The following is a 26,523-nucleotide window of genomic DNA, read 5'->3' on the forward strand; positions in this document are numbered from 1 at the left end:
ACAAGCGGAAGTCAGAGAGGATGAGACAAATGCAGACGACTAGCCTGGCTTTACATACGGATAAATATCAAATCAATATGATGTATGCCCATTGGGTGAATGGAACTCACAAACGGAAAGCGGTATTTGAAGCCTATTTCCGCAAGCTTCCCTTTGGCAACGGATATGCCGTATTTGCCGGATTGGAACGCATTGTGAATTATATCAGCCAGCTTCGGTTTACGATGGAGGACATCAAATATTTATCCAAACAAGAGGAAAATTACGATCCGGTCTTTCTGGAAGAGTTGCTCCAGTTTTCATTTCAGGGAACGATTCATTCCATGAAGGAAGGGGCGCTTGTTTTCCCTGATGAACCGCTCATTCGGGTAGAAGGCTCCATTATGGAGACACAACTGGTGGAGACGGCGATACTTAACTTCATGAATTATCAGACGTTAATTGCAACGAAAGCTTCCCGGATAAAACAGGTAGCAAGTCAAGATACTCTGCTCGAATTCGGAACACGACGTGCACAGGAAGCGGATGCGGCCATTTGGGGGGCTCGTGCCTCGTATGTGGCAGGATTCCATGCAACGTCGAATATGCTGGCAGGAGAGCGCTTCGGAATTCCGACAGCAGGGACACATGCCCATTCATGGGTGCAGAGTTTTATGAGTGAGCAGGAGGCGTTTGACGTCTATGCTAAAGTGCTGCCAGATCAAGTGACGCTGCTGGTGGACACCTTTGATACATTGAACAGTGGTGTTCCTCATGCAATCAAGACCGCCAAGAAGCTGGAGAGCCAAGGCAAAAAGATGAACGCCATTCGTCTGGATAGCGGGGACCTTGCGTATCTATCTATTCAAGCTCGGCAGATGCTGGATGACGCCGGACTGGATTACGTGAAGATTGTAGCTTCCAACGACTTGGATGAAAATACGATTTTCAACCTTAAGGCGCAAGGAGCTCGCATTGATACATGGGGAGTGGGTACACAGCTAATTACCGCTTCCGACCAGCCTTCTTTGGGTGGCGTGTACAAATTGGTGGAGCGTGAAGTGGACGGCGCCATGCTGCCTACGATCAAAATTTCGGCCAATCCCGAAAAAGTCTCCACACCAGGTAAAAAAGAAGTTTTCCGGATCATTGATCCGAAACATGGCAAGGCGATTGCAGATTATATCTGCTATCCAGATGAAGAGCAGCCGCTACAGGGCGGACCGCTCAAGCTGTTCAACCCGATACACCCTTATCTGAAAAAGACGGTAACCCGCTACGAAGCAGTGAACATGCTGGAACCGATCTTTGTGAATGGGCGCAAAGTGTATGAACTGCCTACCCTTGATGAGATTCGCAGTTATCACCGCGAGCAGATGGATCTATTCTGGCCGGAATATCTGCGTAAACTCAATCCTGAGATTTACCGCGTAAATATCAGCCCTGCGGCCTGGAATATGAAGCAGAAGCTCATTGCTGAGCACGTGCAATTCACCGAAGAATAAATCAAATAAAGGGGCATAACCGGGAGGAAGTAGACCGGGTTATGCCTTTTTGCTCTTCTTGCATTGTGTTCAAAAAACGACGGATGGTGTGTGCAACATCATGGACAGACCGTCCATAAACTGCGGTATACTATATCTTCAACGTACGCAGATCACAAGCCAAATGAAGCAATTATTTCTCGGGAAAGCGCAGGAGACGTCAAATGCTGCATCTTTCCGAGCTTGCCTTTCGACAGGATCCGTTTCTGTGGCTGTTTCAACTGCGCATTGGCCGGGGATGAATGAAAGAGGAGGTGCAACCATGAGATGGATTTTGGCACTGATCTGGGTGGCCTTCATTGCGTATGCCTGGTTTTGGGTATCTGGGCAGCCTCTCGGGAGTGACCCTGTGTTTAAAGAACTGGTTACATTGCAAAGCAAGGAACCCTGGCTACTAACCGTATTTTCGTGGCTTGGAATTTATCCGGCCATTTTTGCTTGCCTGCTGTTAAGGAGGTCAGGGAAAGCGAGAGGATCTCGTGTACATGCTTGGCCCTTTGTATTGCTGTCTTTTGGATTGGGAGCCTTTGCGCTGCTGCCTTATTTTGCGTGGTCCTCACAAAAACACAGAGGTTCGGGGTACGAACAATTGTCTTTTGGCAGTCAGCGTGAAACGAGTATCGGACATGTGGCAGCTCATAAGCTGACTTATGTGGTTCTTTTGCTGCTTACATTGGGCACAGGCTTTTATGCAGTGACTCAAGGCCATCCTGATGTATACATGGAAGCGTTCATGGATTCTTCCTTTGTACATATTATGACGATTGATTTCGTCATCCTGACTTTGCTTTCCGTGATCGAATTGTTTAGGGATGCTTCTGACAATCGTCGTTCTCGTGGGTGGGCCGTTTCAGGATTGATCCCATTGATAGGCCCGCTCATTTATTTAATGACAAGCCGGAGAGATTGAGTTAGGCGGAGGCCGCACTTATACTTGTTTAATCTGAAGGCGAACAATTCATGATATGAATAGAAAAATATGTAAATTTTAATTAAGGAGAGGATAACGAATGAAAAATACTTTTCCTGCCTATGTCGTGCGTAAAGAAGAACAGGGTGGCGTGAAGGCTGCTATGGAGCAGCTGACAAAAGAGGACTTGCCTAATGGTGACGTAACCCTTCAGGTTCAATACTCAAGCGTCAATTTTAAAGATGGACTTGCCACAACTGAGAAAGGTGGTGTGGTTCGCGAATATCCGATCGTACCGGGAATTGATCTCGCAGGGATTGTTGAGGAATCCGTGAGCGGCCGGTTTGCACCGGGTGATCGGGTGATCAGCACAGGTTTCGAGCCAGGCGTGTCTCATTTTGGAGGCTATAGTCAATATGCGCGTCTGCGCAGCGAATGGCTTGTTCCTCTGCCGCATGGACTCAGTGAGAAGGAAGCGATGGCGATAGGGACGGCAGGGTTCACGGCAGCACTTTCCGTAGATACGTTGTTGCGGGCTGGGGTGACTCCGGAGATGGGAAATATTCTGGTGACCGGAGCAACCGGAGGAGTAGGCAGTATGGCGGTAGCTATTTTGGCGAAGCTGGGATTTGAAGTGACTGCAAGTACAGGCAAAAAAGATCAACAGGAGCAGCTGCTTCGGAATCTGGGTGCCTCACATGTCATTTCACGCGAAGAAGCGGATGCGCCAGCCAAAGGAGCAATGGGCAAACAGCTCTGGGCAGGTGTTATTGATCCGGCAGCAGGTCCGGCACTAGCCGAGCGTCTGAAACAAATTCAATACGGAGGCGCTGTCGCCGTATCAGGCTTAACCGGAGGGGCTGCGTTCGAGTCCACCGTATTTCCGTTTATTTTGCGGGGGATTCAATTGATTGGGATTGATTCAGTCTATTGCCCGATGGAACGGCGGGAACGGATATGGAAGCTGCTTGGCGGAGAATGGAAGCCGGATCGGGCGCTGGAGCTGGGGATTCAGGAAATCTCATGGGCACAGCTGCCTCAGACACTGGAAACAATTCTCAAAGGCGGTGCTGTAGGTCGTACTGTAGTGAATACGATGTCAGATACGCCTGCCGAATAAGATTCTTTTCTCCTAGACATGCTAACTCTACCTGAGAGCGTCACCGTGCATGTGGCGGGAAAGGAAGGATGAGTATGCGTGTTAAGGGAAAAGGATTGCATCATAGATCTGGACGTGTGAAGTCTGTCTTGGTCAGTATGGTCGTGGTGCTATGTACAATATCGGTAGTAGCGTGTTCAGCATCGAATGTTGAGCAGGAACGGAAAATATATACCCGACAAGCGACGGATGAAGGAATTGTTCGGGCAAAGAGTCAAGGTCACGGGTTAAATGGTCCATTAATTCAGGAGCTGGATGAAGCTTTTGCTGCAAAAGGCATAAAGTTGATGAATAATATGTCTGCGGATGATGGTGAGGACGGCATATCTTATATGTACTTGCTGAATGGAAGTGGCAGACATATTGTAAAGGTCCACATTTTCAGTGATGCCCCTACAAGAGTAGCCCGGATGAACGAAATGTACGGTAATGATGGCAATGAGGCTGTGATGGAAAATGTACTTGGCAAAACAACGATTCGCAGCAAAGACTACGTATCACTGGTCTATACGGCTTCAGGTGGAGAAAAGGACGATTATGAAGAAGACGTTATGCAGGTATTCCAGCATGTGCTTGAGCAACTGAAGTAATGGACTCCACTAAAATAATTCCGAAAAACCCGTCTGATTTTTCAGACGGGTTTATATATTTCACGCATGACATGCCTCAGTTCAGGCAAAATGAGTTTTTCCATTGCCAGCTTGACAGCTCCCCTGGAGCCTGGCATGGAGAATACGGCTGTGCGCCCAATCGTTCCGGCTACGGCCCGGCTAAGAATGGCAGCAGAACCGATATCCTCGGTATAACTGAGGAAGCGGAAGATCTCACCAAAACCCGGCAGCTCCTTGTCGAGTAGTGAGGACACTGCCTCGTACGTCGTATCTCGGGGTGCAATTCCGGTTCCACCGCTAAGCAGCACGGCTTCGATATCGTCACGAACGGCTGCATCCTGCAGGATGCTTCGAATGGTTTCAGTTTCATCCGGTGTAATGATATATTCGACGATCTGGTAGCCTGAATCAGTCAGCAGCTTATGCATAAGTTGTCCGCTTGTATCGGTGTCCTTGGTGCGGGTATCTGATACGGTAACAATCATACAGGATACCGTGTCAGGGGCTTCCTGACGATGTTGTTCCACTGAATTGGTCATCATACATCCTCCTCCAATCAACATGTTCTCATAGCATAGACCATTTAGTAGAATGAGGCAATGCACCTGCAAATAGAAGGCCAGGATTGCGCAAAGATTGCAGGATAGTGTACACTCGCTAGGATAGAGATAGACCAGTTCCATTGGACAAATAGAGAGGTGAACAACGATGAGTGAATTAAAAGCAAATGAATCATCCATACCTGTATATATATTGTCAGGCTTCCTGGGCAGTGGCAAAACGACACTGCTTGTTCAACTGATTGAACATTGGCAGCAGCAAGGTCTCCGACCCGCCGTGGTCATGAATGAATTGGGTGAAGTCAATCTGGATGGTCAGATTGTGGATGCTTCGGTACCAATGACGGAAATGTTAGGCGGATGCATCTGCTGTACTGTGCGCGGTGACTTGGGGCTGCAGCTTGCTGATCTTGTGCAGGAGGAATCACCTGATGTCATTATCATCGAAGCAACGGGAGCAGCAAACCCGATGGAGATTCTGGATGCAGTTACGGAAACATCACTTTATATGCGACTGGAGCTGAAAAGCCTGATCACTGTGGTAGATGCCGCGCATCTGTCAGGGCTGTACCAGGAGCAGAAGGGACAAACTTTCAAGCTGATGCAGGAACAGATTCGCTGTGCGTCTGTACTTCTCCTGAACAAAACGGATCGGGTGAATGAGCAGCAGTTAGCAGATCTGCAGGACCTGTTGGCACGCTGGAACGGTTTCGCTCCGGTACTGCCTACGGTGAAGTGTGAAGTCGACATGTATGTGCTGCTTCACAGCGGAGACAATGTGCATGCCTATCAATCTGTTGATGGTACGAGTAAACACGCGGAGCAGGAACATCACGTGCATTCCGAGGCTTGTGCAGAGCTTGGATGCAGCCACGATCATGGACATGTACATCATGAGCAAGTGGGTCATGATCACGAAGAACATCAACATTCTCAGGGAAATGTCCATGATCATCCTCATCCTCATGACCACAACGATAGTCATAATCATGCCCACCCCCATGCTTCGCATGAACATGTCATGGTGTATACGCACTATTTCACCGAGCCGGTGAACAGTGAGGCTTTTGAGCGTTTGATAGCTGAGTTACCTCGCGACGTGTACCGGGCAAAAGGGATTTTATCTTTTAGCGATACATCCAGTCGGTTCTGGTTCCAATATGCTTACCGGGAATCGGATTATATGAAAATCACGCCTCAAGGGGATGTGCCTAACGTAGCTGTGTTTATAGGTGAGCACTTCGATCAGTCGATCATTCGCAACCAATTGCTGGAATTAGAGGCTGCAAATCAGGCTGAATGATTCAAGGTTCCTCCAGACGGGGTATTAAGAAGCATAGCAAACTTAGTCTGGGAGGTAACTTTAAATGACACAACAACAATATCAGCAATGTATCGATGCTTGCCTGGAGTGTATGAATGCTTGCAACGTATGTTACATATCGAGTCTGAAAGAATATGATCTGGCAATGCTGCGTGATTGCATTCGTTTGGATCGGGAATGTGCGGAAATCTGCAGTTTTGCTGCTCAAGCCATGACACGTGGAAGTGATTTCATCGCCGAAATTTGCGAACTGTGTGTGAAAGCATGTGAAGCTTGTGCTGCTGAGTGTGGCAAACATCAACATGATCACTGCCAGGCTTGCGCAGAAGCTTGCCGCAAATGTGCAGAGGCTTGCCGCCTGATGGCCGCAGTTGCGTAAATATAACTCCATTGAATTAAATTGAATTGAAAATAAAAAGCCGAAAATAAAAAGCCGAAAATAAAAAGCCTGGATAATTTGCAAAGATGCCGGGCTAATCCCCTCACAGAAGACAACGTAATAAGACATCCGAAAAGATGTTTTGCAACGTTGTCTGCTGGAGGGGATTTTTTATGGATTCAGCAAGGTAACGTTCCAGTTACTCACCATACGATGGTGAGATTTTCTATTGTAAGCAGGTCTCCATTGGCAAATGCATGTAACAGGTTGCCAAAGCAGAGCATGATCTGTATAATGATGGCAATGAATTGAAACGATGAATATCCATGATCGGGAGAGTAGCCAGAATCCATGCATGACAGCGAGCCGGGGCAGGTGGAAGCCGGTATGACATGACCTGAGTGAAGCGCACCCGTGAGATGGTTGTCCGAAGGTATGTTTACATCCTTGAGAGGATGTAGAGCAGGTCATGAGGGCAATCCGGCAGGCGGCCGTTAATCGCATCGAGCGGAGCAGACTGTGAATGTACTTTGATGTGCATTCGCCATCTGCTCACCTAGAGTGGTACCGCGGGAACTGTGAAGATCAGCTCTCGTCTCTGATATAGAGACGAGGGCTTTTTTTGTTATCTATAGCATGGCTAAATATGATAATGACTAGGAGTGTTCAACATGTTGATGAATCAGGCAGCAGCACAACTTGCTCCCTTAACGGGATTGAAGCAAGACGAGGTGTTGAGATTACTGGAGGTTCCACCACAGGCGGAGATGGGAGATGCGGCGTTTCCTTGCTTTATTTTGGCCAAGTCGTTGAAAAAAGCACCCGCGGTTATCGCCACTGATATTGCTGTTCAATTACAGACCGTTGGATTGGATGCTTCACCAGCAGGACCCTATGTGAACATACGTTTCAATCGGGAAGAGCTGGCGCCGAAGCTGCTGCAAGAACTGGAACATAAAACATTTGGCAAGCTGCAACTGGGGGCAGGTGCACGCGTTGTGATCGACATGTCGTCGCCTAACATTGCCAAGCCATTCGGAATTGGTCATCTGCGCTCCACCGTGATTGGAGCATCATTGTATCGGTTATATAACGAGGCAGGTTACACTTCGGTCAGTGTGAATCATCTGGGGGATTGGGGAACACAATTCGGCAAACAGATTGCAGCCTACAAACGTTGGGGGAATGATGAAGCACTACAGGCTGAGCCAATTCGTACCTCATTGGAGCTGTATGTGCGTTTTCACGATGAGGCGGAGAATGATCCATCTCTGGAGATCGAGGCACGAGATTGGTTCCGCAAGCTGGAGCAAGGGGATGAAGAGGCGCAGCGGTTATGGACCTTTTTTGTAGAGGTGAGCATGAAAGAATTCAACCGGATGTATGAGCGTCTGAATGTTCAGTTTGACCATACGCTGGGTGAGAGCTTTTATAATGACAAGATGGGCGCGATAGTTGAAGAACTGAAAGCCAAAGGATTGCTCGAAGAGAGCGAAGGCGCATTGGTGGTACGTTTGGAGGATGAGAATATGCCGCCTTGCCTGATTATCAAAACCGATGGAACAACCATCTACCCAACGCGGGATTTGGCAACAGCCGTTTATCGTCATGATGTGATGAAGGCGGATAAAATGCTGTATGTGGTCGGGGGTGAGCAGAAGCTTCATTTCCGTCAAGTATTTGCGGTATTATCCCGGATGGGGTATGCGTGGTCTGATATTTGTGAACATATTCCGTTTGGCTTGATGCGTTTCGAAGGACGGAAGATGTCTACCCGCCGGGGGAAAGTCGTCTTTTTGCAGGAGGTACTGGACGAGGCGGTTGCTCGGGCATTACAGATTATTCAGGAGAAAAATCCGAATCTGCCGAATTCGCAGGAGGTTGCGGAAGCGGTTGGTGTAGGTGCAATTGTATTCGGTGATCTGCGCAACAACCGGTTGAACGACGTCGATTTCTCGCTCGAAGATGCGGTGAGCTTTGAAGGAGAGACAGGACCTTATGTGCAATACACACATGCCCGGATTAACAGTGTGCTTGCGAAGGCAGCAGAGACAGAGCGCGTGGAAAATGAAAATCAATTAGAAAATGTTAGTAGTAGTAACAGTGCTGTGGCAAACTCAGATAACAAGTCGGTCATGGTCGGTGACACTTCATGGGCATTGCTGAAACTGCTGGCGGATTATCCTCAGTATCTGGAAAAAGCAATTCATCGCAACGAGCCTTCGGTCATTGCCAAATATGCGATAGATGTTGCCCAAGCGTTCAACCGCTTCTATCATGCGGAACGGATTGCGGATGCGCCGGCTGACGTCAAACCCTTCCGGGTGGCGTTAACAGAGCGTACGGCGGAGCGTCTTGCCTACAGCCTATATTTACTGGGCGTTCAGGCTCCTGAACGGATGTGATTCTATGGGATGGAGAGCAAGAGCAAGGGCAGGGGAAAGTGGATTCTTCGATAAAGCAGGAAAAGCAGCAGCAGACTCAAACGGACGAATCATATCGCTACAACAGGTGAGCAAACGACTTGGGGATGTGCAGGTATTGAATGATATCAATCTGGAAGTAGGTCAGGGGGAGTGTATCGTCCTGGTGGGAAGGAATGGCTCAGGCAAAAGCACATTGCTGCGTGTGCTGGCGGGTATGTTACTGCCCGACGCAGGCTCGCAACGCAAGCCCAGGCATGGACGGATTACGTATGCACTGGATGGACTGTCACGCCTGCCCTTCACCCCAAAAGAGTACCTGTGGGAAATGGGACGTATTCGAGGCATGCAGCCTGAAATATTGCGTCAACGGATAGGCGAATTGAGTGAGCTGTTATTCGTAGGCACGGCTCTGGATCAGAACTTGCCTCAGTTATCCAAAGGTACGTTGCAGAAGGTGAATTTAATTCAGGCTTTGCTGCCTGGACCTGATGGGTTATTGCTGCTTGATGAACCATTGTCCGGTCTGGACGTTCCTGCGCAGGAAGCAATTGTAGCTTTGCTCAGACAGTGGAAACAGGAAGGAAGCCAGATCGTTACAGCTTGCCATGAACCATTGCTGATTGAACGTCTCGCGGATCAGGTCATCGTGTTACAGAAGGGAACGGTGCTGCGTCGCTGGAACCAGGAAGATTTGCAGCAAGCTGGTGAGCCCGCTGTGAGTATCCAAAGTGTGATGGAAGGGCTGGAACAATCTGTTATTGATGCGCTGCTTGTTGATCAACCGGGAATCATTGCATGCCATCGCGGCAGGGTTCGTCAGGATGATGGTCGAGAAGTATGGGATTGGAAGGTGTCACGCAGTTCGGCAGATCAGATTATTGGAATGATTCTGGCAGCTGGCGGTTCTATCTTATCTGTGCAGCCGGAAGAGACCAGATTAAATATGGAAGGATTGATGGAGGGGCGGCATCCAGGTGAGGTTATGAGCAGGGAAGCGGCAGAGCGCCCTTCCTCCCTATCTACGGCAGGAGGCGACCTCCAATGATCTACTTGACCCGTTATTTATTAAAACATTACATACGTTCACAGAAATATGTTGCGCCAGTGATCTTTTATATCATTACGATGCTGCTCATCTATTCCTACAAACCTAATCCGATTGCGGACAGTTACAGCGTTACAGCCATGCTGCTCTTTTTTGGTGCGGCTTGGCTGGGCTTAACGGTAATGAACACGGAACCTGCAGGGCAATATCAATTGCTTGTTCTGCATGCAGGTAGCAAACGCAAGGTTGTCTTCGCACAATTGATCTGTGCGTTGATCATGCAGTTCGGCCTGACTGCAATTACCGTGTTATATCCAGTTGTTACAGGTATGTTTGCGAGGCTACCAAGCGCTGGGGAGTGGATCATGGCTTGGGCCGGACATTTGGCGTTGTCGCTCCTGGGTCTGGGGCTCAGTGTGTTCTTCCAAAAATCATACATTCCCATGCTGAGCCGCAGTATGCCACCTTTCATTGTTTTATTGTTATTATCGTTTGTTCAAGGTTCATTAAGCGGACGTTTGCCTGAATCCATACAATGGGTTGTCAAGATTCTGCCTCCGGCATTTTATCTCGTTCGTGAGATGATGTTATATGAAGAATTGAAGTTGGGGGCTGTTGTTTTGACGACAGTGTGGGCTATAATCTATGCCATAGTTCTACTCATCATTCATATATGGTTATCGGGAAGAAGGGATTTACGGAGTTAGAGGCTATTATTCTGCTGAACTTGAATGTTGGTCTATGTTTCGTTACCATAGAGGGACGTTGGAATGGAACGTATTGTACGGAGATAAAGGGGGCGCTCGCTTATGCAAAATACAGACATGCAGCATGGTGACATGCTGGACAGCGAACACTCCAGAGAATTGTTTGCATATTACGGATTGGCTGTATATTATGGACAGGCGCTTGAACAGCAACTGGTCAATCTGATTTTATTAATGAAAATGTCTCAGGGCAAGGTTGTTTCCGAAGAAGATCTGGAAGATCTGTACGAACGGAAGATGAGCAGTTCACTCGGACAACTCATTCATGAGGTGCGCCATCATTTTACCTTTTCGGAGGAAGAGACTCGGCAGTTGAATGAATTATGGAAGCAGCGTAATAGCATTGTACATCACTATTTCAAGGAACGAATTCATGAGACATTCAGTCCTGAAGGACGATCACGCATGATCAAGGAGCTGGAAGATTTCAAAGACCGTGCACAGGAACTAGAGATTAGTCTTCAGCAGTACACGGGTGCCTGGATTGCAGAGCTGGGGCTGAATGCTGAATCCGCGGCGGCGCTGCAGACACTCGAACGTATGCATGCAGAGAGCATGCACGCCCGGGCACTGGAAGAGGATGAATCATTGTGATGGAAGGCAAGTCCCGTACACGTAAAATAAAAAGCAGGCACTGGCTGATAATCTCCATTGTATCGCTCGTGTTGCTTGGGGTCATATGGACGATAACTACGGCCTCGCTCATCTGGGCCTACACCGATGATGAATCATCCAGACAGAGTGATGCAGCCATCATCCTCGGTGCAGCCGTAGAAGGGGACAACCCTTCACCCGTATTTCGCGAACGTATTGAGCATGCCATCGTATTATATCGCCAGGGGACGATCAGCCATCTGCTCTTTACTGGTGGTTCTGGCAGTCCAGGTGAGCGTGCCGAAGCCGAAGTAGGACGAGATTATGCTGTTGCACATGGTGTAGATCCGGCAGATATTCAAATGGAGACAGAATCGAGAATTACAGAGGAGAATCTGGTGAATTCACTTAGCGTTGGAGAACAGGCGGGATTTCACACCTACACCATTGTAAGTGACCCGTTACATATGAAACGGGCGATGAAGCTCGCTAAGGGACTTGGCATGGATGCTGTTCCGTCCCCAACACGAACGACGGCTTACCAGACCTGGCGCAGCCAATTTCCTTTTCTGGCAAGAGAAACGATATTATATATGGGATATATGGTCAAAGGATGGATAGATGGATAGATGGATAGATGGATAGACAATCCGCAGCAGCACGGAAAGTGACTGGACTGCGCGATTGTCTTTTTTTTGCGCATGTTGATGCGGCGTTTCTATGTTCCGGGATAGTTAATCGCTGCGCTAATCAGCGCAGCCACTCCAAAACCGATGAACCACCAAGGCCAGCGCAGATGATTGTTTTTACGTATACCAACGAACAAATTGATAATCCCCGCAAGTAATACCACGGTAGCCAAGCTGCTGCCAACGATCCAGCCGATGCTCATATGTTTACCTCCTCTATGTGGAATGGTATGAAGAGCTCCCTATGGTAAGCTTCCCACCTCTGACTTCTGCTTGAAATGGATAAGTACCGTTACGATACGTATGTTGATTATGAATGGATTGAAGCGGAAGATCACTGCTGAAGCGGCCTCCGGCCTGCTTGAAGTCTAACTTGAATCCATCGTTTTCTGGTGGGATTCGCACCTCAACGTTACAACCTGTGGAGAGACTATCCAGAGATTGAAGTGTCGTTGAGGATTGAATGGTGAGTTGGCTACCTGTCACTTTCGATTGAATATGGGTGAACTGACCGGATAACTGAACAGGTGAAGAAGTGGCTTGCAGTTGCATATGTTCTGCACGGAGGTCTGTTGCTGTAACTCGACTTCCCACTGATCGTAGACAGATATGATTGGCATGGCCAGATAAGGTGAGCTTGCCTGATGTACAGTGACAATCCCATTGTTCGGAAGAAACGTTACTCACAAGAAAGTGGGAACCAACTCCGTTGATCGACAGTCTTTTCAAGACCGCAGGTGGCAGTACAATGTGGAGCGATGTGCGGTGGAAGTTTATGCCCAGCGGAAAAGCTTGTTTTCGTCCATCGATCAGATGTAATAAACCATGGCTGACGTTAGCTTCAAAACATCGAATTCTTGGAAAACGGGCGGAGCCCCATTGAGTAACACGGATAACCGATTCTGTACCTTGGCTGATATGCACTTCGCCTTGCATCCATTCCAGAGAAAGGGTGAGAAGGGGTTCTTCGGACAACCATTCTTTGCAAATCATATGTCTATTAGGATTCAAATTGGTTACCCCTCATTTCTGTCATCGTCTTCATTCAGAATAGGATAAGCACCCATGGCAGCATGTTGATCTAGAATACGTTCAATTAGTGATTCACTTACAATATCGGCACCAAGCATGTTCATCAACCGCTGTAAAAAATAAAGACGTTGCTTTGTTTCGCTCGAATTGCGGCCGAAAAGTGTTGGATTAATCCATATATTGACCAGCATCATGAATACTTCTGCACAAGCTTCGGGATCCTCGGAATGGATAGATCCATCTGTAATGCCTTCACGCAAAATCGCTGCAATCACCGGTGCATCAATCCGCACAGCCTGTTGAATCCCTCGTACAATGAACACTGGATTTTTGATTTGGGTTCGAAGTACGTGATCCAGTGAATGGGCCTGTGGATCAGAGACGACATGCTCCAAAATCTGAACTAACTTCTCTCGTGCTGGCGTGGTCGATGTATTTGTAATTAAATGATCCAGCATCTGAGCGGAATAGTTAAACTGTTGTTCGATGACCGCGTCCAGTATTTCCTCTTTGGATCTAAAGTGATGATACACGGCTCCCTTGGACATGCCTAGGGCAACAATGATGTCCTGAATACTCGTCTTTTCAAATCCTTTATCTGTGAATAACTGCGCAGCGACGTTCAGAATCTGCTGTACCGTCTGTTCAGGGTGCTTGTTTCTGGCCATAATAACCTCCTTATATTTTAGATACCGACCGTTGGTATGTATAATACAGAGAGATGTTTCCATTGTCAATAAGAGGAAATCAGAAGAGCTGAATACATGAATGAAATCTAAAAATAAAAAACCGATCTGCCGCAGACCAAGAGGTCCACGGGCATATCGGTTGGTTGTTGAATTATATTCGGATTTTTCCCGTTTTACTTACACGCCGCCTCCAGCAAAGGAGGAAGTGGTTCGAATGGCCTCGCCCAGTGGGTTGTTTTCATTCGTATCCGGTGCTGCTTGGGCACCTTGCTGTAGCTGATACATCTGATAATAGCGACCTTTCAGTTCCATCAATTCATCATGTGCACCTTGTTCAACGATCCGTCCGCGATGCAGGACCAGAATCTGGTCTGCTGAACGAATGGTGGACAGACGGTGGGCGATGATGAAAGTGGTCCGTCCTTTTTTGAGGACTTCGAGCGCATTTTGAATTAATGCTTCTGTTTCGGTATCAATATTCGCCGTAGCTTCATCGAGAATCAGGATGGCTGGATCGAATGCCAGTGCACGAGCAAAGGAGATCAATTGCCGTTGTCCGGCAGATAATGTGCTTCCTTTTTCGATAACCGGCTCGTCGAATCCTTGCGGTAGATGGGCGAGAATTCGCTCAGCACCTACATCGCGCAGCGCCTGCTCAATCTGTGCACGAGTAATCTGTTCATCTCCGAGACTGACATTGGAAGCCACGGTACCCGTGAACAGGTACGGGTCTTGCAGTACAATGCCCATATGTTCGCGAATCCACTGTTTAGGCAGATCCTTCACGTTCTGACCGTCAATCGTGATCTTGCCCTTCTGTGGATCATAGAACCGGAACAGCAAGTTGATGATCGAGCTTTTACCAGAACCGGTATGGCCCACCAGGGCGACCGTTTGACCTTGTGAGGCTTTGAACGAGATGTTGTTCAGCACATAATCTTTTTTATAGGCAAAAGATACATCGTCAAACACGACATTTCCTTTGTACCTCGGCATCGAGCCATCGGTTACCGGCTCACCCTTCTCATCCATCAGTTCAAAGACACGTCCGGCGGATACCATAGAGGAGTCCAGGTTCGCGAGTTGGTTCACCATACCTGTAATCGGCTGGAACAAACGTCCGAGAACGTCAACGAATGCATACAGCACACCCAGTGAGATGATACTCGTGCCGTCCAGCACACTAGAACCGAAGTACCACAGAACAACGGCAAAAGCCATATTCCGCAGGACGTTAACCAGGTTGTGTGAGGTGAAAGCGTTCAGGTTGAGCATTTTGTTCTGGTGTTTCATATAATCATCATTCAGATCCTCGAATTCCTGCTTGGTCTGTTTCTGATGACGGAATACCCGGATAATGGACATCCCCTGAATGGACTCGTTAATAATCGCATTAATCTCGCTTAGACGTGAACGAATGATCGTGTTGTACCGGGTTGCGATTTTACGATAAAGCACAATCCACAGAACCAGCATCGGCACAACGAACAGCGAGATCAATCCGAGGCGGAAATCCAGCAGGAAGAGCGCAACGTACACTCCAGTAATCGTAATGATGCCAGAGAAAAAGTTCGACAGAACGGCAACGAACAGATCCTTGACGGCTTCGGTATCGTTGGTGACCCGAGAGACCACTTTACCTGCGGGCAGGTTGTCGAAAAAATGTACGGGCAATCGCTGGATGTGTGCATACACATCGTTACGGAGTCTTTGAATGACTTTGTTGGCAGATGATTGTAACCAGTATGTTTTACCAAACTCCATAATGACTGAGATGACAAGGAAGATCATGTAATACACAATCAGCTGATAGATGCTTGGCATCTCCGGTTTGTAAAAGGCAAAGAGTTCACCAGCGGATAAAGGCACCGCCGCATATTGACCCGTCACTTCGCCTGCGCGTGTAATCGTCAGTGTTCCGTCCGCATAGGTTCGATCCCCATCGGGTGCACTAACAGGTTCATTTACAAAATAAAAACTTTTTCCGGCTTGCAGTATGCGTACCTCGGTACCTTTCGTTTCATTCGGCTCAAATCGGCCTTCACGTTTGTAGTTCTTTCCATTGTAGACCGCTGCTTCGCTAGAAGCAGTAGTCTCATAGAAGGGTTGCTCAATGGCGAGCAAATGATTGTCGATCATCGACTTGGCGATGAAAGGGCCGGCAAGCTCGGCGGCAACTCCAATCGTAAGCATAATTAAAGCGGCAATAAACGTGCCTTTGGCTTTTAGGGCATATTGAAGCAGCCGTTTGCCTGTATTAGACTTCAAAGCGTTAACCTCCTACGTGGACAAATTAGACTCCACCTGCTGCCGTTCATACTGTTCACGGTACCAGCCGTTCATAGCAAGCAGTTCCTGATGGGTTCCTTCTTCCGTTATTTTCCCGTGCTCCAGTACAATGATTCGGTCTGCGTGTTCAATAGCGGACAGGCGGTGAGTCGAGATCAGCGTTGTTTTGCCCGAGCGTTTGCTGCGTATATTTTCGATAATTTTGGCTTCGGTTCGTGCATCGACGGCAGATAAAGCATCATCCAGAATCAAAATGTCCGGATCGGCGATAAAGGCACGTGCCAGCGATACCCGCTGTTTCTGTCCACCGGACAGCGCAATTCCTTTTTCACCAACGAGTGTGTCCAGTCCATCGGATAAAGTGCCCAGATCTCCGTCAAAGGCTGCGGTGCGAATCGCTTCCATAATCACATTATCATCAGCACCAGGCTTACCGAATTGAATGTTCTGACGGACTGATTTGGAGAACAGCACCTGTTCCTGTGGAACATATCCAATCCAGCTGTGCAGGTCGTCTTTGGCGATATCCTGAATCGGATGACCGGAGATGCTTAATTTACCCGATCCAGCCGGGTATTCATGAAGCAATTGTTTGAGCAGGGTGGACTTGCCGCTACCTGTACGTCCCACGATCCCCAGTGTCTGCCCACGTCGAAGTGAAAAGCTGACATGACTGAGATTGTCGACAGTAGAACTAGGATAACGGAAGGTAACATCCTGCATGGCGATCTCTTCCGGATTAGGAATATGAGCAGGCTGCTCAACATCTTTCACGGCAGGTTCTACAGATAGCGTTTCGTTAACACGATCGAGTGAGGCACTGCCACGCTGCATCAGGTTAATCAATTCGCCAATTGCGAACATTGGCCAGATCATCATCCCCAGGTACATATTGAACGATACGAGATCCCCTAGGGTAATTTCATTATGAAAAACAAGATAAATGCCGTAGGCAAGTGCAATCACATAACTGAGTCCGACACATAACCGGATGGTAGGTTCGAACAGTGCATCCATCTTGGCAACGGCCAGATTTTTGCGGTACACATCTTCAGTGACATCGGCGAATCTTTTCTCGTCCAGGCGTTCCTGAACATAGGCACGCACGACTCGAATGCCGGCAATAGATTCAAGCACCTGATCGTTCATATCCCCGAATGCATCCTGTGCCAGTGTGTATCGTTGATGGACGGCTTTACCATAGATCATCATGGCGATGGCGATAAAGGGCAGAGGCAGAATTGCGGCCAGGGTCAGTTTCCAGCTAACCAGAAAACCCATGGCGAATAATACGGTTGCCAGAAAAGCAGTGGAGTCGGTTAACGTCAGCATGCCGAAGCCTGCTGTGGTGGCAATGGAACGAAGATCATTGGTGGCACGTGCCATCAGATCGCCAGTTCTGTTCTTCTCAAAAAAGGGCGGGGTCATCCGCAGCAAATGGTCCATAAAGCGTGACCGCAGCAAACGTTCAACCAGATTGGCACCGCCAAACAGTTTGTGCATCCATATGTACGTTGTCAGATAAATAATGATGACCGATCCTAGAATAAGTAAAATGTAACGTGTAAGTGAAGCGCCGGTGATGGAACCGCGTACAATCTCGTCAATAGCGTTGCCCAGAAGACGAGGTGGCAGCAGTTCAATGATGCCCACCATAATAAGCAAGGTGACACCAATGAGGTATCGTTTGCGTTCCAGCCGGAAAAACCAGGCCAGATTTTTAAGTACAGAGAACAAGTGGTATCCCTTCCTTTCAAGTTCGTGAAATGCATGTTCCGTTCATGTTTAGCCATTTGAGCCCACAAAAAAAGACATACCGCACGCAGGCGGTATGTCTTGAGTATCATTCATACGGCAGCATGGCTCCGAGAGCAGAGCCACCACCGTAGATAAAGTTCGATTGTGAGAGTACAAAACAGCAAACCTGACTAGAGGCTTCTGTGATGCTGTCTTATGAACGGAATAACGATTTCATGGGTGCTCCGGTATTTAGTTGTATGTTGAATTGATGTAGATCGTCATTGTTAAACACCGTAATCACCCTTTCTTTTTTGGTAATAAATTGCATGTGGATCTCGTATGTTTGCATCTTAACACCGACTTTTACAATCTGTCAAACGTTTTTCCAAAACAGAAGATGCTGCCATTGTGATGGAATTATGACAAGTGAATGAACTTTTTTTGCGTATTTGGGGTGGTTGAGGTTTGTAATCAGGCCATTGTAGCGATATGATGGAACATATATATAGAGAAGGAGCTGACACCAAATGAGTACCATACATGTATCTGACCGCGCTGCTCGCTGGTATAAGGAAGAACTGAATTTGAACGAAGGAGACAGCATTCGATTCTTCGCCCGTTATAGCTCCGGCGGAGGTCTTCATCCTGGCTTCTCCCTCGGAATCGCCGTGGAGGAACCGAGACATCCTGCTGATCAAACGAAGGTATCGGGTATCCAATTTTTTATGGAAGATCATGATTACTGGTATCTGAAGGGTCATCAACTTCATGTAGATGTTGTTGAAGAAGGACAGGATATCGAATATCGCTACACTGAGATTTAACGTGATATCTCCGCGTATATAAAATGGCTCATCACCGGTCGCACAATTTTCGAACAGGAGGAGATACGACATGAATCCGCCAGCCCGAGATTTGGCCCAGTATATCGCGAATCGCTCTCATATAGTTGTTAAGGCGGCGGTTCGGGCCGAGAATGAACAAGGTGAATTATTGCTGATCCAGCATGCTGAACACGGACATTGGCGTATTCCTGCGGGACAGATGCGCCCGGGAGAAGCCATTGAGGACACCGCGCACAGGGAACTGTGGGAAGAGACGGGGTGGACCACCAATCATATGATACTTGAAGGTTTGCATTCCGGTCCGAATCTGAGACATTTGCATGCCAGTGGGGATGAAGAATATTTTGTCATTGCCATGTTCAGGGCACAAATTGTTCAGGATTCTCTCGTCGAATCACGAGTAAATAGCGAAGCGGGGCTGAAGTTTTTTGATCTCAAATCATTGCCCAGGCTGAATGATCTTAGCCGCTTGCTGCTAAGATCTTCCGGAATTGAATAAACCCAACAAAGAAGACGCCTTTCCTGACGGGAGGGCGTCTTCTTTGTTGCGAATTTATAGACCCATATCCATGAGTACGATGATCACTCTCGTGAAACAGCGGGCTCCTGACATAACTAGACTTGATCAAGCGGTTCTTCATCATCCATCGCAAAATCAAAATCGTCAATATCGAAGACCTGCACAGGAGATGCCGATTCAATAATACGAGCGATCAATTCGACCTGGTCGGTAAGGATAGGGATATCCAGACGCTGCGAAGTGAGCAGCAGTTCGGTCTCAATGGGATCAAAATATTCACCATATTGTGCGGTATCAACTGCATTAACAATGGCAATGGAGACCTGATCACCAAACAAAATGGACGGACTTTTGGCCCAGGGAACCGCCAGGGCGCGCTCTATTTTTTTCTTATTCAACGGTTCTTCAAAATAAGAAATCATTTCGTTAATCTTGGATTTCACATGCTGGTCATCTGCCGGATTATCCATCAAAGGGTCAGGGCTGGTCTGAAATTCATATAACTCCAGGATGGTGGTGTAAGGAACAATATATTCAACAGGCGCCGGCGGCGCGAGTAATTGACCGTAAATTGCCACCATCACGGCTTCTGTAACAAACTGACGTGACATGGGTTCCTGAATCCTCCTGCGGCCATTAATAGTTGCGAGGTATATCCATTTTCTTTTGTATGAAGGAACATCCAATTGATTTCTCTGCTATGGACTTGGGTGCTTGAATTGCATGAATAGAAGTATATCATACAACGGTGGGAAAAACAGCCAGTCAGCAGAAGGGTGTCAAGGCCCAACTTTGATCATGATTTTCCGAGCAGTAACGATAAAATTCCTGCTGCAATCAGGGGACCGACCGGTACACCCTTGAACAAGGCAACCCCAAGCACTGTACCAATAAGCAGCCCGGCAACGACGGTAGGCTGTGTACTCATCAGCGTAGCTCCTCGTCCTCCCAAATGGGCGACAAGTAATCCTACACCAATGGCGAGCAGCGATTTCCAGTGGAGAAAAGACTCTCCAATCGTCTGCAAACTGATCTTGCCGCTGGCGAGAGGTGCCATAACACCAATGGTCAGGATGATAATACCGATCGTAAGTCCGTACTTTTCCAGCCAAGGAAAAGTCTGATTTAGGTTCAGCACCCGCAGCAGCAACAGAAATACCATCGCTACGGTTACGGGCGTATTACTGCTGATAATACCTAACGCGGCAAAAACGAGCAACAGCAGTGAAGTCATATCCATTGATTTCATTCCCCTTCGGTCTGCCCGCGATGCCGACCTACGATATGTTCAGCAATATATCTTCCATGCCAGCGCCCGGATTCAATAAACACTTCGTTGGCATTGCGCCCTGATGCGATTACTCCGCCAACGTAAATGCCTGGTACGCTGCTTTCCATTGTCTGCGGGTCATATACCGGTTTATCCATATCCTCAGACATCTCCACACCTACGGAAGAAAGCAGCTTGCGGTCAGGACGGAATCCGGTCAAGGCCAGCACAAAGTCATTGTCGAGTTCACTTGAGGATCCATCAGAATGGAGCAACCGAATGGAATCATCCAAAATTTCATTTACACGTGAGCCAAGGTGAAGTGAGATTTTTCCTTTTTGAACCATGCTTTCGAACAATGGACGAACCCATGGTTTAATATGTTCCGAAACACCGCTCCCACGATAAACCATGTCAATATGTGCGCCGACACGAACCAGTTCCATCGCAGCATCGACAGCTGAATTACTACCTCCAATAATGGCGACACGTGTGCGTGTGTAAGGATGAGCTTCACGGAAATAATGAGTGACTTTATCTTTGTCTTCTCCGGGAATGCCAAGATAGTTAGGGTGGTCAAAATAACCAGTAGCCACAACGACATTTCGTCCTTCATGAACGATTGCCTGCCCACGCCGATTGACCGTATGTACCTCGAACGTGCCATCGTCCTTGCGTTTGATTTCTTGGGCTTCTTCATAGTTATGAACACGCAGGCCGAAATGTTCGGCTACCTTGCGATAATAGGCGAGTGCCTCGTAACGAAAAGGCTTGTCGTTCGGTGTACTGAACGGAACATTCCCGATCTCAAGTAATTCGGCTGTACTGAAAAACTGCATATGGGTTGGATACAGATAAATAGATTGGACGATATTGTACTTCTCAACAATTACTGCGGACAGTCCCAGCCGTTCGCATTCAATGGCAGCAGACAGACCGCATGGGCCTCCGCCGATAATAATGACATCTTCCATGTTCTTAATCCTCCTTATTTCAAGCACTATAATCCTACCGTAAATATGGGTTTAATGCCAGTTCAAGAAGGATAAGAACGTAAAGAAATGATCCTGACCTTAAGGAATTGACTTAAGAGAGGGAAAAGACTAATATCAAATTAGATGATCATCTAAACGAAAGTGAGTTGAGCGAAATGCAACTGGAGAAGATTGTGGCTTACCATAAAGCCTTGGCTGATCCAACCCGGCTTCGGATGCTGCTGCTGTTATCTCAGGGAGAACTTCATGGGCAAGCGCTTGCCGAGAAGCTTAACTTGTCTCAGCCAACCGTTACACATCATGCATCCAAACTAAGAGAAGCGGCGCTAATCAAGGAACGCAGAGAGAAAAATACGGTGTTTTTCTCGCTCAATCCCTACTTTATCAGGGAGCATGCGCAGGCTTCAGTTGATTTTATTTTTAGACAAGAGGAGGTTGCCGATATGAGTGATGTGAATGAAACGCTGAAGGCATCCGTGATGCGGAATTTCTTCTCGAAGGATGGACGATTGCGTCAGATCCCGGCTCAATATAAGAAAAAGCTGATTGTACTGGGTCATTTGGTGGAGCAGCTTGAATTTGGACGGAAATATACGGAGAAAGAGATCAATGCATTCATTCAAAACTATCATGAGGATTTTGCCACCATTCGCCGGGAGTTTATCATGCACCAGTTCATGTACCGGGAAGATGGGATCTATGAACTGAATCCGAAGGAGATGTGGACTCGCTGGGATCAAGTAAAGTAAGTAAAAAAAATAAACTTGACAAGAGCGGTTGAAGCTGTGTAACATGATGGATAATTCTACAAGGGAGGCGATGTTAAATGACAAATCTAATGGCAGTATACGTTAATTTGAATATGAACAGCGTCTCCGGAACGGATCAATGCATGTAATTTTACGGCAGTTGGGCAGTATTGTTCGCAATATTGTCCATATGTACGTAACACAGAATAACATGCACAGATGAAGCCACGGGTGACGTACCCGTGGCTTTTTGTATGCCGAAAATGGGTTGTTTCTGGATAACGAGTGTCGGATTGTCGTATTGATGTGTCCGATATGAATGCCATAAAACAATCTTTCGTTCGGCTAACTTCTTATTGCCGCGGGTGAAGTGCTGCTCGTGGCTTATTTGGTTTTGATGCCGGACCGGAGCGTTCATTGTTGATTGTTGTTAATGTCAATGAAGGATAACACACCATTTATCGGGAGGAATTTTTATTTTGAATAACACGATGGAGAAATACGGCTGGTCTGCAAAGTGGCAGGAGCTGTGGCAGCAGACGGGTATGGAAGAACAATTAAGAAAACCGGCAAGAATTATTGCGGATCACGGGCAATTGCTTCGCCTGATTACGGCTGAAGGAGAATGCTGGGGACGGGTATCCGGGCGGATGCGACATGATCATGAGGAGACTGGCATTGTACCAGCCGTTGGGGATTGGGTCGCTACTACAGGGCAAGCTGGAGAAGAAGCCATCATTCACAGCATTGTGCCACGTCAGAGCAGGGTATCCAGACAAGCCGCTGGTCCAGTGACCAAAGAGCAATTGATTGCGGCGAATGTGGATACATTGCTGATTGTTGCCGCTCTTAATCATGATTTTAATTTGAGACGGCTCGAAAGATACATTATGATGGCCTGGAATGGTGGAGTCAGACCTGTCATCATTCTAAGTAAAAGCGATCTGAGCGAGAATGTGGAAGACCAAATTTCACTGGTGGAAGGCATCGCTCCTGGGATTGAAGTGTTGGCCATATCGGCTGTTCAGGATCAGGGCAAATCTTTACTTGAAAAATTTCTGTCTCCAGGCACAACGGTTGCCTTGACGGGTTCATCCGGTAGTGGCAAGTCTACCCTGGTCAACTGGATGATGGGCGAGAGTGTACAGCTTACGCAGGCCGTTCGTGAGGACGACAGCCGCGGACGTCATACGACCACTCATCGGGAAATATTTGTACTGCCGCAGGGAGCGGTATTGATTGACACACCGGGAATGCGTGAACTCAATCTTTGGGATGAAGGTCAGGATGGTTTGTCACATGCTTTTGGTGAAATTGAGCAACTTGCTGCGGAATGCAGATTTCAGGATTGCACACATACCCGGGAAGCCGGCTGCGCTGTAAAGGAGGCTATTCAGGAAGGTTCATTGGATGAAAAAAGGCTGGGCAACTACTTGAAAATGCAGAAGGAACTGAAGTTTCAGCAGCGCAAGGAACAGGCGGCATCCAAACGACGGACCGCTTCAAGCAAACCCGTCAGCTCTCGCAAACCGAAACATGTCCGCAGTACAAAAGACTGGGAAGAGGCCTGAGACCAGGCGGGCATCCCTCTATATCCTGCATAGGATAGATCAGGAGGGATGCCATCATGCCAGATTACAGCATCATCGTGGACCTGTCGGATCATATGTTATATCTTTTGGATGGCTCGCAGGTGGTTAAGGGTTATCCTGTCGCTATAGGCAAGATGCTCACGCAGACGCCTAACGGCGTGTTTACGATTATTAACAAACAAGAGAACCCTGGAGGGCCATTTGGTGTTCTTTGGATGGGGTTGTCGGCGCCGCATTATGGGATTCATGGAACCAATGATCCTTCATCCATTGGCAAATCCGTTTCTCATGGGTGCATACGTATGTATAACTCGGATGTGCTGGACCTTTCTTCGAAAGTGTCAGTGGGCACACAAGTAACGATCCGGCCCTAGGGCCGGATTTATCTGAAGAAGGGGATCGTATAGTCACGGCTTGGCCGAGAGAAAGGGAGTAATAACATGCAAATCAGACCAGCGCGTGAAGGGGATGCAGAAGCCGTAGCCCATGTACATACAGAGAGTTGGAAGACGACATATCGAGGGATCGTGCCGGATGATTTTTTGGACAATCTGACTACGGAATCAAGGTTGTCCCAATGGGAACGAAATATCCGTTCTGGCGAAAAGGATCAGATTCTGGTGGTGGCTGAGCAGGAAGATGGGAAAATTGTCGGATTCGCCTGCGGTGGAAAGGAACGTGAAGGCAAATTGCCTTACGATGCTGAGTTGTATGCTATTTATTTACTGAAAGAAGTGCAACAAACGGGTATCGGCCAGCAGCTGGCGAGACACGTCGTTCGTTATCTCCTTTCGCTGGATATGAGGAACCTGTTGATTTGGGCACTGGAGCAAAATTCAGCCTGTCGTTTCTATGAAAAAATGGGCGGAACTCCTGTCCAAACCCAGCATATCCGGATTGGCGGTCAAGATCTGTTAGAGGTGGCTTATGGCTGGGAAGACTTGACTCTTTTTGGAGAGAAGACGGTGCCCGGGAGTTGAAGGAGTAAACATTTGGCTGAGTAAGTTGAGCATTGAGGAGCTTTTTTCTATCAATACTTTTCCCATCAAAAGATGAAAGGATTCATCTCTCCTTCACGTTTGCGCAATCCTTAACAAGGTTAATGAACTACTACACAGCTTTGAGGTGAGACATTCAATCTTGTTTGGGAGGCGTTATTCAGATGACTTTAATGGAGACAGAACATACAACATGGACGAAACAATTTATTAATGGCGAATGGGTAGAAGGCTCCGGCGAGAAAACAGTGGAAAATAAAAATCCTTACACGGGAGAGGTCATCGGAACGTGGCGATCCTCGAACAAGGAAGATATAGATCGAGCATATAAGGCGGCTCAAAAGAGTTCGGTGGAATGGAAGCAGTCTCTGCCGGCGGTTAAAGAAGGTGTACTCCGCAAAGTTTCGGCTCTAATGGTTGAGCGCAAAGAGGAAATTATAAAATTGTTGATTACGGAATCCGGGAGCACACGCATCAAGGCCGAGTCGGAGTTTGCTTCTGCGAAACGGATTGTGGATGAAACAGCTTCGTTCCCATATCGGATGAAGGGGGAGATTCTGCCTTCAAATACATCCGGGAAAGAGAATCGTGTTGTGCGGGAACCCAAGGGAGTTATCGGCGTGATCGGCCCTTGGAATTTTCCTTTGCACCTGTGTCTGCGTTCCGTAGCCCCGGCTATTGCTTTGGGTAATGGAGTCGTTATTAAGCCTGCGTCTGATACTCCGATTACGGCTGGTTGGCTTATTGCTGATCTATTTGAGCAGGCTGGATTACCTGAAGGTGTACTGAATGTGGTAGCTGGGAGCGGGAGTGAGATTGGAGATTATTTTGTAGCGCATCCGGTACCCAAAGTCATTTCCTTTACAGGCTCCACAGAGGTGGGGCAGGGCATCGGCAAACTCGCGGGTGAGCAATTAAAAGAAACTGCGCTTGAACTTGGGGGGAACAATGCGATGATTGTCCTGAAAGATGCGGATATCGAACGTGCTGCAGAGTCTGCGGTGTTCGGTAAATTCCTGCATCAGGGGCAAATCTGTATGGCACTTAATCGTATTATTGTACATGCTGATATTTACGATAAGTTTGTGAAGTCCTTTGTCGCCAAAACGAAAAAAATTCAGGCTGGTGATCCTTCGGATGCCCAAACGCTGGTAGGTCCGCTCATTCGTGAGAAGGAAGTGGAGCGCCTGCTGGACTTGATTAAGGGAGCCCAGGCGGAAGGAGCAAGATTGCTGCTCGGTGGTACGAGCAAAGGCAGTGTGCTGGAGCCCACCGTACTTGCGGATGTGAAACCGGAGCAGCATATCGTGCAACAGGAATTGTTTGGACCTGTCGCGGTATTAATGAAAGCGAAGGATGAGCAGGAGGCCGTGCGTTTGGCGAATGATACGCCTTATGGATTGAGCGGCTCTGTATTCACCGGAAATCTGGAAAGAGGGTATCAAGTGGCCCAGCAGATTGAATCGGGCATGGTGCATGTAAATGATCAATCCGTGAACGATGAGGCGCATGTGATGTTTGGTGGTGAGAAATCATCGGGTATTGGTCGTTTTGGTGGCGATTGGGCTATTGAGAAGTTCACACGGACTCGCTGGATCAGCATTCAGCATCAATATCGGGAATATCCGGGAGTGCGATAATTCGACAGTGAACATGGATTAGAGAACACTTTATTTTATAATCAGATAGGGTTCGAGAAAGAGTGACAAAGATTGCGCAAAGTCCGCCTCAAGCTTGATATGGCGGTCTTTTGCATGTTTTTACACGTTTGAAAAATAGGTTGGAAAATGGTGTGAAAAAGCTGTTTGGCATACCTG

28 protein-coding genes are annotated in these 26,523 nt (G+C 47.7%); 18 read left to right on the forward strand and 10 right to left on the reverse strand.

The window, feature by feature from the left end; genetic code table 11:
- The first annotated feature begins 29 nt into the window (after positions 1–29).
- The 4 genes from MKY42_RS12410 to MKY42_RS12425 all read left to right on the forward strand — a co-directional run bounded on the left by MKY42_RS12410 (position 30) and on the right by MKY42_RS12425 (position 4,182).
- Positions 30–1,484, forward strand: coding sequence for a nicotinate phosphoribosyltransferase (locus MKY42_RS12410; protein ID WP_339851346.1), 1,455 nt, complete (start codon positions 30–32; stop codon positions 1,482–1,484).
- A gap of 301 nt (positions 1,485–1,785) precedes the next feature.
- Positions 1,786–2,433 carry a hypothetical protein gene (locus MKY42_RS12415; RefSeq protein ID WP_339851349.1) on the forward strand — a complete coding sequence of 216 codons (648 nt, stop codon included), beginning with the start codon at positions 1,786–1,788 and terminating at the stop codon, positions 2,431–2,433.
- 100 nt (positions 2,434–2,533) lie between these two features.
- Entirely contained in the window at positions 2,534–3,553 is a 1,020-nt protein-coding gene (locus MKY42_RS12420; protein ID WP_090896115.1) for an acryloyl-CoA reductase, read from the forward strand.
- A 74-nt stretch (positions 3,554–3,627) separates the two neighbouring features.
- Positions 3,628–4,182: a hypothetical protein gene (locus MKY42_RS12425; RefSeq protein ID WP_339851352.1), complete on the forward strand. Its 555-nt coding sequence runs from the start codon at positions 3,628–3,630 to the stop codon at positions 4,180–4,182.
- A gap of 41 nt (positions 4,183–4,223) precedes the next feature.
- Here MKY42_RS12425 and MKY42_RS12430 read toward each other — a convergent pair whose 3' ends face one another.
- Positions 4,224–4,745, reverse strand: coding sequence for a MogA/MoaB family molybdenum cofactor biosynthesis protein (locus MKY42_RS12430; protein ID WP_090896123.1), 522 nt, complete (start codon positions 4,743–4,745; stop codon positions 4,224–4,226).
- A 166-nt stretch (positions 4,746–4,911) separates the two neighbouring features.
- Here MKY42_RS12430 and MKY42_RS12435 point away from each other — a divergent pair, with 166 nt between their 5' ends.
- The 7 genes from MKY42_RS12435 (at position 4,912) to MKY42_RS12465 (ending at position 11,927) form a co-directional block, all read left to right on the forward strand.
- A complete protein-coding gene (locus MKY42_RS12435; protein WP_339851357.1) occupies positions 4,912–6,066 on the forward strand; it encodes a GTP-binding protein in 1,155 nt (384 codons plus the stop codon).
- A 64-nt stretch (positions 6,067–6,130) separates the two neighbouring features.
- Complete coding sequence (locus MKY42_RS12440) at positions 6,131–6,466, forward strand: four-helix bundle copper-binding protein (protein WP_090896129.1); 336 nt, start codon at positions 6,131–6,133, stop codon at positions 6,464–6,466.
- Positions 6,467–7,137: 671 nt separating this feature from the next.
- Positions 7,138–8,871 carry an arginine--tRNA ligase gene (argS, locus tag MKY42_RS12445; RefSeq protein ID WP_339851360.1) on the forward strand — a complete coding sequence of 578 codons (1,734 nt, stop codon included), beginning with the start codon at positions 7,138–7,140 and terminating at the stop codon, positions 8,869–8,871.
- A 4-nt stretch (positions 8,872–8,875) separates the two neighbouring features.
- The gene (locus MKY42_RS12450) at positions 8,876–9,937 is read left to right on the forward strand and encodes an ATP-binding cassette domain-containing protein (RefSeq protein WP_090896141.1); all 1,062 of its coding nucleotides are present in this window, start codon (positions 8,876–8,878) and stop codon (positions 9,935–9,937) included.
- Positions 9,934–10,644, forward strand: coding sequence for a hypothetical protein (locus MKY42_RS12455; protein WP_090896144.1), 711 nt, complete (start codon positions 9,934–9,936; stop codon positions 10,642–10,644). Before MKY42_RS12450 ends, MKY42_RS12455 begins: the two co-directional genes overlap by 4 nt.
- A gap of 102 nt (positions 10,645–10,746) precedes the next feature.
- The gene (locus MKY42_RS12460) at positions 10,747–11,298 is read left to right on the forward strand and encodes a hypothetical protein (protein ID WP_090896147.1); all 552 of its coding nucleotides are present in this window, start codon (positions 10,747–10,749) and stop codon (positions 11,296–11,298) included.
- Entirely contained in the window at positions 11,298–11,927 is a 630-nt protein-coding gene (locus tag MKY42_RS12465; RefSeq protein ID WP_090896153.1) for a YdcF family protein, read from the forward strand. The genes MKY42_RS12460 and MKY42_RS12465 overlap by 1 nt, the downstream gene beginning before the upstream one ends.
- An 89-nt stretch (positions 11,928–12,016) precedes the next feature.
- Here MKY42_RS12465 and MKY42_RS12470 read toward each other — a convergent pair whose 3' ends face one another.
- The 5 genes from MKY42_RS12470 to MKY42_RS12490 form a co-directional block, all read right to left on the reverse strand.
- Positions 12,017–12,190, reverse strand: a complete 174-nt coding sequence (locus tag MKY42_RS12470; protein WP_177185674.1) for a hypothetical protein — start codon at positions 12,188–12,190, stop codon at positions 12,017–12,019.
- A 13-nt stretch (positions 12,191–12,203) separates the two neighbouring features.
- Positions 12,204–12,998 (reverse strand): DUF4097 family beta strand repeat-containing protein, encoded by a 795-nt coding sequence (locus MKY42_RS12475; protein WP_179265143.1) that lies wholly within the window; start codon positions 12,996–12,998, stop codon positions 12,204–12,206.
- A gap of 5 nt (positions 12,999–13,003) precedes the next feature.
- Entirely contained in the window at positions 13,004–13,687 is a 684-nt protein-coding gene (locus tag MKY42_RS12480) for a TetR/AcrR family transcriptional regulator (protein ID WP_111619126.1), read from the reverse strand.
- Between the two features lie 198 nt (positions 13,688–13,885).
- A complete protein-coding gene (locus tag MKY42_RS12485; protein ID WP_339851365.1) occupies positions 13,886–15,976 on the reverse strand; it encodes an ABC transporter ATP-binding protein in 2,091 nt (696 codons plus the stop codon).
- Positions 15,977–15,988: 12 nt separating this feature from the next.
- Positions 15,989–17,734: an ABC transporter transmembrane domain-containing protein gene (locus MKY42_RS12490; protein WP_090896166.1), complete on the reverse strand. Its 1,746-nt coding sequence runs from the start codon at positions 17,732–17,734 to the stop codon at positions 15,989–15,991.
- A gap of 530 nt (positions 17,735–18,264) precedes the next feature.
- On the opposite strand from MKY42_RS12490, the gene MKY42_RS12495 reads away from it, so the two are divergent.
- Both MKY42_RS12495 and MKY42_RS12500 read left to right on the forward strand, forming a co-directional pair.
- Complete coding sequence (locus MKY42_RS12495; RefSeq protein WP_024630313.1) at positions 18,265–18,561, forward strand: HesB/YadR/YfhF family protein; 297 nt, start codon at positions 18,265–18,267, stop codon at positions 18,559–18,561.
- Positions 18,562–18,631: 70 nt separating this feature from the next.
- On the forward strand, positions 18,632–19,081 hold the full coding sequence (locus MKY42_RS12500) for an NUDIX domain-containing protein (protein ID WP_090896167.1): 450 nt from the start codon (positions 18,632–18,634) through the stop codon (positions 19,079–19,081).
- A gap of 116 nt (positions 19,082–19,197) precedes the next feature.
- Here the strand turns inward: MKY42_RS12500 and MKY42_RS12505 are convergent, their stop codons facing one another.
- The 3 genes from MKY42_RS12505 to MKY42_RS12515 all read right to left on the reverse strand — a co-directional run bounded on the left by MKY42_RS12505 (position 19,198) and on the right by MKY42_RS12515 (position 21,346).
- Positions 19,198–19,713 (reverse strand): ADP-heptose synthase, encoded by a 516-nt coding sequence (locus MKY42_RS12505; RefSeq protein WP_090896168.1) that lies wholly within the window; start codon positions 19,711–19,713, stop codon positions 19,198–19,200.
- A 185-nt stretch (positions 19,714–19,898) separates the two neighbouring features.
- Positions 19,899–20,342 carry a DUF441 domain-containing protein gene (locus MKY42_RS12510; protein ID WP_090896169.1) on the reverse strand — a complete coding sequence of 148 codons (444 nt, stop codon included), beginning with the start codon at positions 20,340–20,342 and terminating at the stop codon, positions 19,899–19,901.
- A 5-nt stretch (positions 20,343–20,347) separates the two neighbouring features.
- Entirely contained in the window at positions 20,348–21,346 is a 999-nt protein-coding gene (locus tag MKY42_RS12515) for a YpdA family putative bacillithiol disulfide reductase (protein WP_090896170.1), read from the reverse strand.
- Between the two features lie 176 nt (positions 21,347–21,522).
- Between MKY42_RS12515 and MKY42_RS12520 the strand changes: the two genes are divergently transcribed.
- Complete coding sequence (locus MKY42_RS12520; protein ID WP_090896171.1) at positions 21,523–22,116, forward strand: metalloregulator ArsR/SmtB family transcription factor; 594 nt, start codon at positions 21,523–21,525, stop codon at positions 22,114–22,116.
- Positions 22,117–22,267: 151 nt separating this feature from the next.
- Here the strand turns inward: MKY42_RS12520 and MKY42_RS12525 are convergent, their stop codons facing one another.
- On the reverse strand, positions 22,268–22,534 hold the full coding sequence (locus MKY42_RS12525; protein ID WP_339851376.1) for a hypothetical protein: 267 nt from the start codon (positions 22,532–22,534) through the stop codon (positions 22,268–22,270).
- A 61-nt stretch (positions 22,535–22,595) separates the two neighbouring features.
- Here MKY42_RS12525 and rsgA point away from each other — a divergent pair, with 61 nt between their 5' ends.
- The 4 genes from rsgA (at position 22,596) to MKY42_RS12545 (ending at position 26,346) form a co-directional block, all read left to right on the forward strand.
- On the forward strand, positions 22,596–23,687 hold the full coding sequence (gene rsgA / locus MKY42_RS12530) for a ribosome small subunit-dependent GTPase A (protein WP_257031449.1): 1,092 nt from the start codon (positions 22,596–22,598) through the stop codon (positions 23,685–23,687).
- 56 nt (positions 23,688–23,743) lie between these two features.
- A complete protein-coding gene (locus MKY42_RS12535; RefSeq protein WP_079346840.1) occupies positions 23,744–24,082 on the forward strand; it encodes a L,D-transpeptidase in 339 nt (112 codons plus the stop codon).
- Between the two features lie 66 nt (positions 24,083–24,148).
- Positions 24,149–24,688: a GNAT family N-acetyltransferase gene (locus MKY42_RS12540; protein ID WP_179265141.1), complete on the forward strand. Its 540-nt coding sequence runs from the start codon at positions 24,149–24,151 to the stop codon at positions 24,686–24,688.
- Positions 24,689–24,870: 182 nt separating this feature from the next.
- A complete protein-coding gene (locus MKY42_RS12545; protein ID WP_179265140.1) occupies positions 24,871–26,346 on the forward strand; it encodes an aldehyde dehydrogenase family protein in 1,476 nt (491 codons plus the stop codon).
- The last annotated feature ends 177 nt before the right edge of the window (positions 26,347–26,523 follow it).

Source organism: Paenibacillus sp. FSL W7-1088 (assembly GCF_037969855.1).
Classification (GTDB): domain Bacteria; phylum Bacillota; class Bacilli; order Paenibacillales; family Paenibacillaceae; genus Paenibacillus.